The organism is Pontibacillus salicampi (genome assembly GCF_042434395.1).
Lineage (GTDB): Bacteria > Bacillota > Bacilli > Bacillales > BH030062 > Pontibacillus > Pontibacillus salicampi.
Genome location: NZ_JBHLTP010000003.1, coordinates 138,941 through 154,604, shown reverse-complemented (window position 1 = coordinate 154,604; position 15,664 = coordinate 138,941). Strand labels below are relative to the sequence as shown.

Genomic DNA, 15,664 nt, shown 5'->3' with positions numbered 1-15,664 from the left:
TCTGCAATAAATAGACACAAGAAGAAGACTACTCTAATAAAGATAGAGATAAGCTAAAGAAGCTGCATGTATTACGTGCAGCTTCTTCTAGCTTAGACTCCTATTTGATTTAACGTTGTAATAATTTCCTTACTTATCTTCGAAGCTTTTTCAGCCTCTCCATCAGTAATCCATTCCATCCATCGCTCTGTTTTCTTTAATGCAGTGGAGGTCGCTTCCTCTCCCAGTTTATCTTTCATAGCTAATTCTATTGTTTTTGTTATCATATTGGCTTCCATTGCCTGTGCACGAGCAGAAGATATATTTCCTGAGGCCACACTTTCCGCAGCCTCTGAGTGGAAGCTCTGTACCCTCCCGACTAGTCCTTGCACAAATAAATGTCGTACCTTACCTGCGTCTATGGAGGATACATCTGTTTTATTTAGGCTAAGGAGGGTATTAATCTCATCAGCTGCATTTCCATCAACAGTGGATATAGAGCCTTTAATGGCCTGATAAAGCCCCCACGCCTTTGCTTGCAATGCAACAAGCTCTTCCTCTGTGCCAGTCTCACTAGACACCTCTTGCTCTATTTTTCCCACCGTTGATAGAACCGTCAAATAATAGCTACGATAAACGGAATGATGAGTAATCTGCTTATTAATACTAAATTCCTCTGAATTTGCATTTTCCACATTCCTTTTCTGAGCAGCCAATCCGGATTTTATCTTTTGGACTATACTAGAATCACCGTTCAATCCATAATATTCATCTTGTTTTTCTGCTATCGGGATAAACACTCGATCTGCTAAGTGTTTAAGCTGCTCCAACTGCTGAGAAGCTTGTGTTGTGTTATTTTTGTCCAGTAAAGTCTTGATGTTGCTATGCATGTTATGCTGCTTTTGATAAAAGTAGGATTGCGTTACAGTAACTATTAACCCTCCTGCAGCATTTTCATCTAAATTACCTTCTGAACCAGCTTCCATTGCTAAGGTTATCGCTTTATCGTAAGCTACATTCATTTCCGTTACGACAGGTTGTAATCTGTCCTCATAAAGAGACTGAACTCGATTCCAGTTCACTTCCTTATTTTCATTTATATGGTTTAATTCGTTAGTAATTTTATGATAAGCATTTAACTGTTCACCGATAGGAGAACTTGTTATGTCGAAAGAGCTAGATGCGGTTCCCTTTTCATGTTGTGAGGATGTCTTCATCTCATTCCCCATAGAAGTTTCAGCATCATTACTCTTTTCGATTGCACAACCTGCAATCATTAAGGAAAAAGATAAACTGCTAATTACGACTGCCTTTTTCCATTTAGTGGACATTCTGTTTCCCCCTACAAAGATGATAACCGTTTTCAAATTACGTCTCTGATTATATAGAGGCCTATTTTCAATGTCAAAGGGAATATGACAATTTATTAAATTCCCTTTAAATTCATTACAATCCTTTTACACCAAGCAGAGAGAATATAAAAAGACTGCCCACACTTGAGTGGACAGTCATAGTTCTTCTTCATTATCTTCCTCTGAAGATTTCGGCTGGTTTAGATGATGAATAATATCCTCCGCTGTATTACGGGGTATTCCTAGCTTAGCGATATCGTCAATGGATGCCTGCTTAATGTTCTCAACAGACGAGAAATGCTTTAACAGCAAGCGTCTTCGTTTTTCACCGACTCCTTGAATGCTATCAAGCTCCGACTGTATGGCTCCTTTACCACGTAATTGTCTGTGAAACGATATAGCAAATCGGTGCACCTCATCCTGAATTCTTTGAATGAGATAAAATTCCTGCGACTGTCTCTCCAAATCTACTACTGCGGGCGGGTCGCCGTAGAGAAGCTCACTTGTGCGGTGTTTGTCGTCTTTCGCGAGACCACATAACGGAATATCCAGACCTAATTCATTTTCAAGCACTTCCTGAGCAGCACTCATCTGGCCTTTTCCACCATCCACAAGGATCAAATCTGGTAAGGGTAGGCCCTCCTTTAACACTCGCTTGTACCGACGACGCACAACCTCTCTCATCGTATCGTAGTCATCTGGTCCTTTGACGTCTCTAATCTTATATTTTCGATACTCTTTCTTATCAGGCCGACCGTCTGTAAACACAACCATGGCGGAAACCGGGTCTGCTCCTTGAATGTTAGAGTTGTCAAAGGCTTCTATTCGATGAGGTGTTTCAATATGAAGCTTCTCTCCGAGCTCTTCTACAGCTTTAATGGTTCGCTCTTCGTTTTGCTCAACAAGAGAGAACTTCTCTTCCAGGGCAATTTGAGCATTCTTATGAGCAAGCTCTACCAACTCCTTCTTCCGTCCCCTGAGAGGGACATGGACGTCAATTTCCAGCAATTCTTTCAGCATATCTTTATCTGCTCCTACAGGAACTAGTACTTGCTTTGGTTTAATATGATTTTGGTGCAAATAGAAACGACCAATGAAGCTCAAAAATGTCTCTTCTGGATCATCAAAGAAAGGGAAAATAGAAACGTCACGCTCAATCAACTTTCCTTGACGCACAAAAAATACTTGAATGCACATCCAGCCTTTATTGTAAGAATATCCAAATACATCTCGATTTACTTGATCATTCATCGTCATCTTTTGCTGCTCCATGACAGAATCGATGTGCTGCATCTGGTCTCTTAATTCCTGAGCCCGTTCAAAGTCCATCTCCTCAGAAGCTTGATACATCTTTTGCTCTAAATCCTGTTTAATCTCCTTATGACCTCCACTTAGGAACTTGCTTATTTCATTCACTATTTCCTGATTTTGCTGGTCTGTAACAGTGTATTCACATGGTCCTAAACATTGGTTCATATGGTAATATAAACAAACACGATCAGGCATCGTATTGCATTTACGGAGCGGGTATAGGCGATCTAATAATCGCTTCGTTTCTCTGGCAGCAATTACATTCGGATAGGGACCAAAGTATTTCCCTTTATCCTTCTTTACATTTCGCGTCACGATTAAACGAGGATGTTTTTCAGACGTAATCTTTAAATATGGGTAGGTCTTGTCATCTTTTAACACTACATTATACTTTGGATCATACTTTTTTATTAAGTTCATTTCTAAAATGAGCGCTTCTAATTCTGAGGAAGTGACAATATATTCAAAATCAACAATCTCCTGAACGAGACGCTGCGTTTTCATATCATTCGCTCCAGTAAAATAAGAGCGCACTCGATTTTTCAATACTTTCGATTTTCCTACATAGATAATAGTCCCATTTTTATCCTTATATAAATAACAGCCGGGCTGGGCAGGCAGGACAGCCAGCTTCTCCTTTATCTTATCTAGCATTGCCTCATCACTCTCCCGCTTTCTATTCCTTAACACTTCTACTTGTATTCCTATATGTGTATCATACACTATTCTCTCTATGTACCAAACGTCTTCTGGCGCATAAAACAGCTACATATCCCAGATGTAAGAAGGTGAATACAATATTTACCATGAAATAGCTTTTTCAATTATTCTTAATCAGATATGCTCTGAAAAAAGCGACCTTATGTGGAAGACATGATTCGAGATATTATGGGTTACCTAAGTGAGAATGGATACACATTGTAATATCTCGAATCAAGTTTTCCACTTATTTTCTATTTATCTGGAACAAGCTAATGCCTACCGTGGGTATTGACATAGCCAATAAAAAAAGCCTGGAGAATTCCAGGCTTTTTGGGGTAGCGTTATTAGGAATGTTTATTTACTAGTTCAACTAGTGCTTCTTTCGGTTGGAAACCTACTACTTGATCCACTACTTTACCGTCTTTGAAAAGTAATAGTGTCGGAATACTCATTACTCCGAATTTACCAGCAGTTTCTTGGTTTTCATCAACGTCAAGCTTAACAATCTTAACTTGCTCGCTCATTTCTGTATCCATTTCTTCAAGTACAGGAGCGATCATTTTACAAGGTCCACACCATGGTGCCCAAAAGTCTGCCAATACAAGACCTTCTCCTGTTTCTTGTGAGAAGTTTTGATCAGTTGCATGTGTAATAGCCATAAGGGAATTCCTCCTCAATTGCTCATAAGAATTAAATTTCTTTTCAAAGTATATCACTTTTATTAGCCTTATGCTAATAATCTGTTCACTTTTACCATGCCCTTTAGGTAGGAGGTTCATTCCTTACCTAAATGAGCTTACTTTTATTTCAACAAACATTGACTTACATTGCAACCTAACTGCTTGCGCGTTAATAGTACAGAAGAAAAAGCACTGTGATATTCTATATCACAGCACTCCTCTCTCATTTAAGCATTAACTTTAATCTGCTTAATTTGCTCTGTCAATTTAGGGACAACATCAAACAAATCTCCTACGATGCCATAGTCTGCAACATTAAAAATATTAGCCTCTGGGTCTTTGTTAATGGCTACAATAATTTTAGAATTGGACATTCCAGCTAAGTGCTGGATAGCTCCAGAAATCCCGACAGCAATATAGAGGTCAGGAGTAACAACTTTTCCTGTTTGACCGATTTGGAGTGAATAATCACAATACCCAGCATCACAAGCACCTCGAGAAGCACCAAGAGCTGCTCCTAGAACATCTGCTAATTCCTCCAAGGGTTCGAAACCTTCAGCGCTCTTCACCCCACGTCCACCAGCAACGATGATGCTTGCTTCTGAAAGGTCAACTCCATCTGTAGATTTACGAATTACGTCTTGTATAACGGTTCTTAAATCTTTCATTTCAACAGACTTAGCTGTAACTTCACCGCTTCGGCTGTCATCTCTCTCCAGCGCTTTAATATTATTTGGCCTTATAGTAGCAAACAGTAAACCGTCGGTAATAATTTTCTTCTCAAAAGCTTTACCAGAATAGATAGGTCGAGTGAATACCAGATTCTCTCCTGTTTCTTCAATTTGGATAGCATCTGAAATTAAACCGGATTCCATTTTACTAGCTAGCTTAGGAGTAATATCTTTGCCGATTGCAGTATGCCCCATAATAATACCCTCAGGGCTTTCCTCATCTATTACCGCTAACAGTGCCTGACCATAGCCATCAGAGGTATATGTTTTTAACTGATCATTTTTAACGGTTATTACTCGGTCAGCTCCGTAATAAATCATCTCTTTTCCAGCCGCTTCCAAATCATCTGCACCGCATATTACCCCAACAATTTCACCGTCTGTGCTAACTTTCTTAGCGGCTGCAATTGCTTCAAACGTTACATTACGTAAAACTCCATCACGTGCTTCACCAATAACTAACATTTTTCTACTCATACCTATTCCCCTTTCTAGTCAACGTTCTATTAAAGGACTTTAGCCTCGTCACGTAAAAGCGTTACCAATTCTTTCACCTGGTCATCAATTTCCCCTTCTAGCACCTTACCGGCTTCTTTTTCAGGCGGAAGATAAATTTCGATCGTTTTGGTTTTCATTTCAACATCATCTTCCTCTAGATCTAAATCATCGAGCTCCAGTTCCTCTAATGGTTTCTTTTTCGCTTTCATAATACCTGGTAAAGAAGGGTAGCGCGGCTCATTCAGCCCTTGTTGACACGTTACAAGAAGAGGCAGTGAGGTATCTACCTTTTCCACGTCCCCTTCCACATCTCGTTCGATATGGACAGTGGTTCCTTCAATTTCAATATTCGTAATAGTAGTAACGTAAGGAATATCCAAACGCTCTGCTAAGCGTGGTCCTACCTGGCCACTTGCTTCATCAATAGCGACATTCCCCGCTAATAACAAATCGATTTCTTTATCTTGAAAGAATGCCTCTAGTATTTTCACTGTCGTGAATTGGTCGCCATCTTCCACATCATCTTCTGTGTTAATTAGGACAGATTTGTCAGCACCCATGGCTAACGCTGTTCGAAGCTGTTTTTCCGCTTCCTCGCCGCCTATGGTCACTACTGTCACTTCTCCACCATGCTCGTCACGCAATTGGATAGCTTCCTCAACCGCATACTCATCATATGGATTAATAATGAATTCTGCGCCTTCTTCCTCAATTTGACTATTATTAATCACAATTTTCTCTTCTGTATCAAACGTACGTTTCATTAATACATAAATATTCATCACATTACCCCCTTAAGGACTATTGATCATTAAATTGTGGTTTACGTTTTTCAATAAAGGCTTGAACGCCCTCTTTAGCATCTTTGTTCCCAAAAACCTTTCCAAATTCTTCTCCCTCACGTTTTAAACCGCTTTCAAAATTAGATGTAAAGGAGTATGGAATTAGACGCATAACAGCGTGAATGGAAGGTCCACTTTTTGCTGTAATTTTACTTGCCAGAGCCATAACGGTTGATTCTAATTCTTCTTCTGCAACTGCCATGTTTGCTAATCCTAAAGAAGCAGCTTCGTTACCAGTGATTGGTTCTCCAGTCAGAATCATTTCATATGCTTTCGCTTGGCCAACATAACGAGGTAATCGTTGTGTCCCCGCAAACCCAGGGATAATACCCAAATTCAGCTCTGGTAACCCAAGTTTCGCAGAGTTTGTCACAATTCTCATGTGGCAGGACATTGCCAGCTCAAGCCCCCCGCCTAATGCTGCCCCATGAATTGCTGCTATAACCGGAATGTGGAAGTTTTCTAATCTTGTGAATAAATCTTGGCCTTTTGTTGCTAGATTACTAAATTCACTTTGTTCTTGAAGAGAGGTGAATTCTTTAATGTCAGCTCCTGCTGAGAAGAACTTCCCTTCTCCCTTCAAGACAATCGCTTTAACTGACTGATCTTCTTCCAATTGATCAAGAGCTTTAGACAAATCCTTTAAAATGTAAGATGCCAACGCATTAGCTGGTGGACTTTGAATCGTTATCACAGCTACATGCTCTTTTTTTTCCAAATGAAGATAGTCCAACCGTAGTACCTCCTTTAGTTCGTTTTTTGTGCTAACCCATTTATTAATAATTGGTGGACACCCTTAGACTGCTTCATCAAATCATATTTCTGATCATTCATCACCCAATTTGTGACCGTTTCATCTAATGTCCCGAACACTAATTGGCGTACAAGTCTCATATCGAGGTTCTGATCGAAATGTTTTTCTTCCATTCCTTCCTCAACAATATGATCGATGACTAGCATATAACGCTTGAGTACATCATTAATCTTCAATCGAAGTTCCTTATTGGATTGACGCAACTCCAACTGTGTTACAATCGCTAAATGATGATTATGGGCCAACTGCTGGTAATGCATTTCTATCAGAGAAAGAAGCTTCTCTTTAGCATTCGACTTTGTTTTGATTTCTTCCTCTATTTTTTCGATAAATTGCCCCATTTTTTGTTCAAAAAGGGAGACTAATATATCTTCCTTATTCTTGAAATATAAATAGATAGTTCCATCTGCCACACCCGCCTTACGGGCTATTTTTGAAACCTGTGAGGCGTGATAGCCATTCTCTGCTATCACTTCTACTGCTGCATCGATTATTTGCTTGTACTTTGGTTTATTTTTCTTCATAGTAATCCCCTAACTCCATAACATTCCTGTCGAAAAAATGAATGAATCATCATTCACTATCATTGTACAGAAAGGGTTGTAGTATGTCAATACAAACCATGGAAGGTAACGTTTTTAAAAAAAATAAAAAGAGCCAGAGGCTCAGATAGTTTTTTGATTGTGCTCCTCTACCTTCTTTTTCTCTTCGTCTACCAGTGCTCTTCGCAAAATTTTTCCAACAGCTGTTTTAGGAAGCTCTTCTCTAAATTCATACATGCGAGGTACCTTGTATGCCGCAAGATGCTTTCGGCAATATTCATTTAACTCTTCTTCCGTTACATTGCTACCTTGTTTCAACACAATATAAGCCTTGACTGTTTCTCCTCGGTATGGATCCGGAATTCCTGCCACAACAGCTTCCTGAATAGATTCATGCTCGTATAGTACTTCTTCTATTTCCCTTGGATATATATTAAATCCCCCTGCGATAATCATGTCTTTCTTTCGATCTACAATATAAAAATAACCTCGTTCATCCATATAACCTAAATCACCAGTCAGGAACCATCCATCCTTCATAACGTTAGCTGTTTCTTCCGGTCTATTCCAATATCCCTTCATCACTTGCGGACCTTTAACAGCAATCTCACCAATTTCGTCTACATCCGCTTGCTCTAACGTATCGGTTCTAAATATTGTACTATCCGTATCAGGCCAAGGAACGCCAATACTTCCACCTACCCTAGTCCCCCAGACGAAGTTAGAATGAGTAATTGGAGACGTCTCTGTTAAACCGTAGCCCTCTACTAACTTACCATTAGTTACCTGTTCAAACTGCTCTTGCACCTCTGCGGGCAGTGGAGCCGAGCCACTAATACAAGCCTCGATAGAAGAAAGGTCATATTTGGATAAGGAAGGGTGATTCAATAACGCAATGTAAATAGTAGGTGCTCCCGGAAACAAAGTAGGCTTTTCTTTATGAATCGTCTTCAAAACGTCCTTCGCCTCAAATTTAGGCAGTAAAATCATTTTTGCTCCGATTGAAATGGAGTAGTTCATTACTGCTGTCATTCCATATACATGGAAAAATGGCAGGATTGCTAATATACTCTCTTCTCCCTCCTTGGACTTATACAGCCAAGCGAGACTCATTTGCGCATTGGCAACTAGGTTAAAGTGTGTAAGCATAACCCCTTTCGGATACCCTGTGGTACCACCTGTATATTGCAATAAAGCTAAATCTTCTTTTGAATCAATATCAACAGGAGTAACATCACCGTCAGACTCTAATATAATCGACTCAAACAGATGTGTATCTCCGCCGTGCTCAGGATGCACTACCATTTTATATTGACGTTTTTGTATCATTGGATAAATCATGTTCTTTGGGAAAGGTAGATAGTCCTTAATTCCCGTTACGATAACATGTTCTAAATCCGTTTTCCCTTTCACATTGGTCACTTTCGGATAAAGAATATCAAGACACACAATCATCCTAGCTCCAGAGTCCTTTAATTGGTACTCCAATTCTCTTTCCATATACAAAGGATTCGTCTGTACCACAATCCCCCCTGCCAGCAGAACCCCGTAATAGCTAATTACTGATTGGGGAGTATTCGGAAGCATAATCGCCACACGATCTCCTTTTTCTAAACCTAGACCTTGAAGATAACTAGCGAAGGAACAAACCTGTTCGTACAATTCCCCATACGTAAGTTCCTTCCCTAAAAAATGAAGCGCTTTCTTTTTTTCGTACTTTGCAGCGCTATCCTGTAAATAAGCATACAACGGTTTCTCATCGTATGAGATAGAAGTAGGTATCTCCTCCGGATAATGCTCCAACCAAAGTCTCTCCACCACATAACCCCCTTCACATAGACTTACTACTATTATACCGGTAAACCCTTGAATTTGAAATATAATTTACAATATTTCGAAAATATTAAATATAAAGCGAAGGGGGCCGTTTAGCGACGTATGGGTTGGAGGGCCGCGCATGAGATAAAGGAAACACGATGAACAACGTGAATCGATGTTGACTTATCGCAAGGAGCGGACCGAAACCCATACGTCGCTGGACACCGCAGCTGGATTAAATATAAAGCGGAGGCGACTGCCCAGCTCCGTACGCATAAGCAAGATTCACGCAGGAGGCGAGAAGCCTCTGGAGTGAAGATTGCTTATGACGCTAGGAGCTAGGAGCCACAGCTGGATTCCATATATAAAGCGGAGGGGTCCGTTTAGCGACGTATGGGTTGGAGGACCGCGCATGAGATAAAGGAAACACGATGAACAACGTGCATCGATGTTGACTTATCGCAAGAAGAGGACCGAAACCCACTAGTCGCTGGACACCGCAGCTGGATTAAATATAAAGCGGAGGCGACTGCCCAGCTCCGTACGCATAAGCAAGATTCACGCAGGATGCGGGTAGCCTCCGAAGTGAAGAATGCTTATGACGCAAGGAGCTAGGAGCCGCAGCTGGATTCCATATATAAAGCGAAGAGAGTCCGTTTAGCGACGTATGGGTTGGAGGACCGCGCAAAAATAGCTCCCTATCCATTAAACGGAAAGGGAGCTTCTCTACAATAGGCTTCTGATGCTTTCTCGTTAGTTGGAAGCCTAAGGAATACTTCTTATTCTTTCGTTCTTTATGCAAAGAACATCATATAGATAACACCTATGAGTGCAAATACTATTGCTACTACAGTTAGAACTTTAGCCAGGGTTTCCACAGTTCCTTCTCTCCCTTATCCTATGTTTGCTCCTATTACAAAAGAAAGTCCGACAGATATAACCATTGCAATAAATCCTACAGCTCGGTTGTCTTGCTTTATCTCATTATCTATACGGAAGCTAGGAGTAAGAAATTCAAAGATAAAATACCCCATTAACAATAAAAGAAATCCACCAAAGCCCCAGCTCATCATTTCCAGGAGAGAGTCATTGTGTTGGATGGAGAATCGAAAAATATTGGCAATCCCAAATATTTTCCCTCCTGTAGCCATAGCAACAGAAAAGTTTCCTTTTTTAATCTCATCCCAATTATTATAGCCTGTTACGATTTCGAATACGGCAAGACAGACAATTGCACAGAGTACTACGACGCTGTAGCTGGCAGCCGTCTCAATGAAAGGGTTCTCCCAAAAATTCATCTAACCTCTCCCTCTTTTATCTAGCGAAGCTCTAATACGGTAACACCGCTTCCACCTTCGTTCATTCCGCCGGACCGTGCAGCAGCTATAGATCGATGTCGTTTCGCAAACGCCTCTACCCCTTTACGGAGGGCACCTGTCCCCTTCCCATGAATGATAGAGACTTGGGGATATCCAGCCAGAGTTGCGTCATCAATATATTTCTCGAGTCGTTTTAAAGCATCCTCATATCGCTCCCCGCGAAGATCGAGTTCTGGTTTGACATGATAGCTCGATCCTTTGACTGTCGCCATTGGCTTTTCTTTTAACGGCTCTTCCCGTTTAACAAATTCCAGATCATTTGCTTTTACCTTCATTTTCATTATTCCCAGCTGCACCTGATATTCCTTATCGCTGATTTTCTCAATGATATGACCGGTTTGATTCCATGAGATGACTTTTACTTCATCCCCTTGTTGCAAGGAAGGCAGTGATTGCTTTTTCTGCTTTGGTTGTGCCTGTTTTTTAGCAAGCTCTGGTTGAGCCTCGTCTAAATGTTTTCTTGCTTCAATCCATTCATGCTCTTTCAATTCAGCCTGATTTTTCATTTGGCGCATTTCTGCTACGATATCTTCTGCTTCTTTCCTAGCTTTATCAATAGCTTTTTGAGCTTTTTCTTCCGCCTTTTGATACAATTCTTCTCGCTTTTGCTCAAACAATTCCCATTTTTCTTCCAGATCGCGATGAAGCTGTTGCGCCTGTTGTAGGTGCTCTTCTGCTTCCTCGTAATCTCTATCGGCGCCGCGCTTCGATTCTTCAAGAGAAGCAATCATATTTTCTACACTTTCCGACTCTTGCCCCATATGTCCCTTGGCTGTTTCTATAACGTTCTCTTTAAGTCCAAGCCGCCTGGAGATTTCGAAAGCATTACTTCGGCCCGGAACACCAATGAGAAGTCGATAGGTTGGCTGAAGCGTTTGTACGTCAAATTCAACGGAAGCATTAATAACGCCATCTCTATTGTATCCGAAGGCCTTTAATTCTGGATAATGGGTAGTGGCAATTACTGTTGCTCCTCTGTTTACTACATCGTCGAGTATAGACATAGCTAGTGCGGCACCTTCCTGAGGATCTGTCCCTGCTCCTAACTCATCAAACAGAACTAGAGATTTATGGTCTACCTTACTCAAAATATCCACGATATTCGTCATGTGGGAAGAGAAGGTACTCAAGGATTGCTCAATGGATTGTTCATCTCCAATATCAGCAAATACATTGTCAAATATCGTCATTTCACAGCCATCTAGAGCAGGTATTTGAAGGCCAGCCTGCGCCATTAGAGAGCATAACCCTACGAGCTTTAGCGTTACTGTCTTACCACCTGTATTTGGGCCTGTAATGACAATGGATGAATAATCTTCTCCTAGTTCAATATCGTTTGGCACGACATCTGAATCATCAATTAAAGGGTGTCGTGCTGACTTCATTTTAATTATCCCTTGATCATTCATTTTTGGTTTAGCACCTTTGATACTTTTAGAGAAGCGTGCTTTTGCAAACATAAAGTCTAGCTGCCCTAGAATAGTCACATTTTGGTATAAAAAGGATTCGTCATTTGCGATCTTATCGGATAATTCCATAAGAATACGCTCTATTTCATGCTTCTCCTGCACTTTGGCTTCTTGTAATTGATTATTCAGTTCTACTACTGCCTGAGGTTCAATAAATAAGGTTGCTCCAGAGGAGGATTGATCATGTACGATTCCTCCCATCGCTCCTCTGTATTCTTGCTTTACAGGTAGAACATACCGATCATTACGGATAGTAACAATAGCGTCCGATAGCATTTTACTCTTTGACTTTGTCCATCCCTCTAATTTATCCCGGACTCGACTTTCATTTGATCTAATTTTACTGCGGATGGTTCTTAATGTATCAGAAGCTCCATCCATTACTTTTCCATGATCATCAATACAGCTCTTTATCGCTCTCTCTAAGTCATTTAATGGTACAATATCCTCTACTAATTCATTCAATATGGGCAAATAAGCATCCTCAATTTCCTCTATAAAGGATTTCATCACTTTTCCGCCATAAATTGTACTGGCCACATCTAAGCATTCTTCTGGCTGCAGCATACCTCCGATGGTAGCTCTCTTTAAAATTGGTTTAATATCAGAAATACCGCCTAATGGTACATGCCCTTTTAATCGCAGTACATTAGCAGCTTCGTCTGTATCATTTTGCCGCTTCCGAACAATTTCAAGATCGCTGGAGGGTTTTAGCCCCTTTGCCTGCTCTCTCCCCAATGAAGAAGAGGCTTGCTGGGACAGCTGCTCTATAATTTTGTCGTATTCTAAAACATGAAATATACGATCATCCATGGTTTGAATCCCCTTTGTATCTGTCTATTGTTCTTTTTGCTGGTTCATAAAGGCTGTCAGCTGATCCTTAGTCCAGGTGTTTAACACATTCTCTTTACGTAACCACCCTTTTCTACCAACCCCAACGCCTATCTTCATATGATCTAACATAGGAAAATTGTGTGCATCTGTGTTAATAGCTATCTTAACCCCTCTATCCTGTGCTTTAATTACATTCTCCCAGGATAAATCGAGGCGGTTTGGATTGGCATTTAACTCCAATGCGGTATTCGTTTCGTATGCCCATTCCATTAGTTGATCCATATCAACTTCATATCCCGTTCTTCTACCGATTAACCGGCCAGTTGGATGGGCAATTAAATGGACATACGGACTATCCATTGCTGTTCTAATCCGATTCATAATTTGTTCTCTCGATTGACTGAAATTAGAGTGGATGGATGCTATGACAAAGTCCATTTCCTTAAGGAACTCATCGCTGAAATCCAGTGATCCATCTGGTAAAATATCCATTTCAATACCTGCAAATATATGAAACGAATCAAAGGTTTCATTTAATTTATCTATCTCTTCTTTTTGTTTACGTAAACGAGCTTCATCTAGCCCGTTAGCTACCTTTAAGTATTTGGAGTGGTCTGTAATAGCAATATACTCATATCCCATTTCTATAGCTTTATCTGCCATTTCCTTTAAAGATTGAGCCCCATCACTCCATGCAGTGTGCATGTGAAGATCACCTTTAATATCCTCCTGCTCCAGAAGAGTGACCTCTTGTTGAAATGCTTCCACTTCGCCTTTATTTTCCCTTACTTCAGGTGGAATATAATGTAAACCAAAATGAGCAAAAAACGCATCTTCTGATTTAAACGTCTTCATTTCTTCAGTTTCTATATCTTCAACCCCATACTCACTAATCTTTTCATTTTGAGCCTTCGCTAACTGGCGCATAGCAACATTATGATCCTTGGACCCTGTAAAATGATGGAGAGTAGAGGCAAATTCATGAGGCTCCACTAACCTAAAATCGACTCCAATATCATATCCTTCAGCCAGCACTAACGATACTTTTGTATCTCCCTTAGCTACTACTTCTTTAATCGACTCTATTTCTAATAGTTGCTCTCTAACCGCCTCATAATCATTTGTGGCGATGATAAAATCTATATCTTTGATGGTTTCTCTCATTCTTCGCAAACTGCCAGCTCTCGAATATTTTTCGATAGCACGCATGTTCGTTAAATGAGCTTCAATCTTTTCTGCTATTGGCAGCATTACAGCTATAGGTAACCGCTCTGGGCGCTTAGTAACGTCTTCTAGAGCCTGGAGGATTTTCTCCTCTGTTTTACTCCCGAACCCGCTTAATTGCTGGACCTTTCCTTCTTCACACGCTTGTTTTAAGGAAGCAGCATCTGTCACACCGAGCTCTTGGTAAAGCTTTGCCAGCTTCTTCCCACCAAGGCCCTGTAATTGGAGTAATGGAACTAAACCTGAAGGCACATCCTCTTCGAGTTGGGTTAACGTAGCTGATTCACCTGTTTCCACTAATTCATTAATAACAGCTGCCGTTCCCTTACCGATTCCACTCATCTTCGTGAAATCATCAATTTCTGATAGGGATCGATCATCTGTCTCTAATGCTTGGGCAGCCTTTCGATAGGCAGAAATTTTAAAAGGGTTTTCCCCTTTTAATTCCAGGTACACTGCAATGCGTTCTAATTTTTTAATTAATTCTTTTTTATCTATACTCATGAGTTCACCCATTTTCTTATAATTTCTTCGTGATAGTTTTAACAAAATTATCCAATAGTATAGAAAAAACTTCTCCATCAAGAGAAGTTTGGTAGGTGCTCTGCTACATGCTCAAACCATAACGTCTTGATTTGGTTAGATAGCAGCGGCGTGTGTTCAATAATCATTTGTGCTATAAAGGAGCCATCCACTGCATTTTGAATAAATGGAATTGGTACTAATGCTCCAAGATAAAGAAATAGGAAGACAATAAAATATATTTCAAGCAGCCCTAATACACCACCAAATAGGTTGTTTACCACATTCAGGACTGGTAAATCCGCCAGAAAATCAAGCATAGAAGCAATAATCTGCATTATTATCTTTATACCGAAGAAGATTATTGCAAACGCGACTGCGTTATAAAAGGCACTTTCTAGTGATACATTTTCTAAAAATATAGCCCATTGCTGGCTTTCTGGTAATTCAGGATAGGGAATCCATAAATCAAGCTTCGGGGACAAATCATCATAATATATGACGGCTACGACAAATGCGACAATAAAGCCCGTCATATGAAGAAGCTGAAGTACAAATCCACGTCGTAATCCAATTAGAAATCCTAATACAAATATGACAAGCAATAATAAATCAATCATGCTCTGTATGATCCTCATCTTTCTTTTTTTGTTCTAATAATTGATTGTAATCTTCTTTAAGTTTTATATAATCATTCATTGTATTTACTGCCGTTAAAACAGCTAGTTGAGCTGTATCTAAACGGGGGTTGGACTCTTGAATTTCTTTCATTTGTTGATCGACTAGACTCGCCACCATACGCATATGATGAATAGGCTCGTCTCCTACTATCTTATAGGTGCGGTTATGAATGTCAACCGTAGTTCGTTTTTTGTCAGATTGCGACACAGAGAAGCCCCCTCATCCACTATAGAATCCTAACGTATATATTAACATGAATATTATAAAGAAAAAAAGCATTATCATT

At 40.2% G+C, this 15,664-nt stretch carries 13 protein-coding genes; all 13 read right to left on the bottom strand.

Translation table 11 applies throughout. The annotated features are described in order from the left end of the window. Nucleotides 1-92: 92 nt before the first annotated feature. The 13 genes from ACFFGV_RS02195 to zapA all read right to left on the bottom strand — a co-directional run bounded on the left by ACFFGV_RS02195 (nucleotide 93) and on the right by zapA (nucleotide 15,585). A complete protein-coding gene (locus ACFFGV_RS02195) occupies nucleotides 93-1,310 on the bottom strand; it encodes a hypothetical protein (protein WP_377344935.1) in 1,218 nt (405 codons plus the stop codon). Between the two features lie 177 nt (nucleotides 1,311-1,487). After that, nucleotides 1,488-3,296, bottom strand: coding sequence for an excinuclease ABC subunit UvrC (gene uvrC / locus ACFFGV_RS02190; protein ID WP_377344934.1), 1,809 nt, complete (start codon nucleotides 3,294-3,296; stop codon nucleotides 1,488-1,490). 392 nt (nucleotides 3,297-3,688) lie between these two features. Further along, nucleotides 3,689-4,123, bottom strand: a complete 435-nt coding sequence (gene trxA / locus ACFFGV_RS02185; RefSeq protein ID WP_377344933.1) for a thioredoxin — start codon at nucleotides 4,121-4,123, stop codon at nucleotides 3,689-3,691. 128 nt (nucleotides 4,124-4,251) lie between these two features. Continuing rightward, entirely contained in the window at nucleotides 4,252-5,232 is a 981-nt protein-coding gene (locus ACFFGV_RS02180) for an electron transfer flavoprotein subunit alpha/FixB family protein (protein ID WP_377344932.1), read from the bottom strand. Nucleotides 5,233-5,261: 29 nt separating this feature from the next. Then, on the bottom strand, nucleotides 5,262-6,035 hold the full coding sequence (locus ACFFGV_RS02175; RefSeq protein WP_377344931.1) for an electron transfer flavoprotein subunit beta/FixA family protein: 774 nt from the start codon (nucleotides 6,033-6,035) through the stop codon (nucleotides 5,262-5,264). 19 nt (nucleotides 6,036-6,054) lie between these two features. After that, nucleotides 6,055-6,828: an enoyl-CoA hydratase gene (locus ACFFGV_RS02170; RefSeq protein WP_377344930.1), complete on the bottom strand. Its 774-nt coding sequence runs from the start codon at nucleotides 6,826-6,828 to the stop codon at nucleotides 6,055-6,057. A 14-nt stretch (nucleotides 6,829-6,842) separates the two neighbouring features. Further along, nucleotides 6,843-7,433: a fatty acid metabolism transcriptional regulator FadR gene (gene fadR, locus ACFFGV_RS02165; protein ID WP_377344929.1), complete on the bottom strand. Its 591-nt coding sequence runs from the start codon at nucleotides 7,431-7,433 to the stop codon at nucleotides 6,843-6,845. A gap of 141 nt (nucleotides 7,434-7,574) precedes the next feature. Then, the gene (locus ACFFGV_RS02160) at nucleotides 7,575-9,269 is read right to left on the bottom strand and encodes an AMP-binding protein (RefSeq protein ID WP_377344928.1); all 1,695 of its coding nucleotides are present in this window, start codon (nucleotides 9,267-9,269) and stop codon (nucleotides 7,575-7,577) included. Between the two features lie 893 nt (nucleotides 9,270-10,162). Continuing rightward, on the bottom strand, nucleotides 10,163-10,567 hold the full coding sequence (locus tag ACFFGV_RS02155) for a DUF350 domain-containing protein (RefSeq protein WP_377344927.1): 405 nt from the start codon (nucleotides 10,565-10,567) through the stop codon (nucleotides 10,163-10,165). Between the two features lie 20 nt (nucleotides 10,568-10,587). After that, nucleotides 10,588-12,930, bottom strand: a complete 2,343-nt coding sequence (locus ACFFGV_RS02150) for an endonuclease MutS2 (RefSeq protein WP_377344926.1) — start codon at nucleotides 12,928-12,930, stop codon at nucleotides 10,588-10,590. 24 nt (nucleotides 12,931-12,954) lie between these two features. Next, the gene (polX, locus tag ACFFGV_RS02145; protein WP_377344925.1) at nucleotides 12,955-14,679 is read right to left on the bottom strand and encodes a DNA polymerase/3'-5' exonuclease PolX; all 1,725 of its coding nucleotides are present in this window, start codon (nucleotides 14,677-14,679) and stop codon (nucleotides 12,955-12,957) included. Between the two features lie 77 nt (nucleotides 14,680-14,756). Further along, nucleotides 14,757-15,317, bottom strand: coding sequence for a CvpA family protein (locus ACFFGV_RS02140; protein ID WP_377344924.1), 561 nt, complete (start codon nucleotides 15,315-15,317; stop codon nucleotides 14,757-14,759). Continuing rightward, a complete protein-coding gene (gene zapA, locus ACFFGV_RS02135; protein WP_377344923.1) occupies nucleotides 15,310-15,585 on the bottom strand; it encodes a cell division protein ZapA in 276 nt (91 codons plus the stop codon). Before zapA ends, ACFFGV_RS02140 begins: the two co-directional genes overlap by 8 nt. Nucleotides 15,586-15,664: the final 79 nt, after the last annotated feature.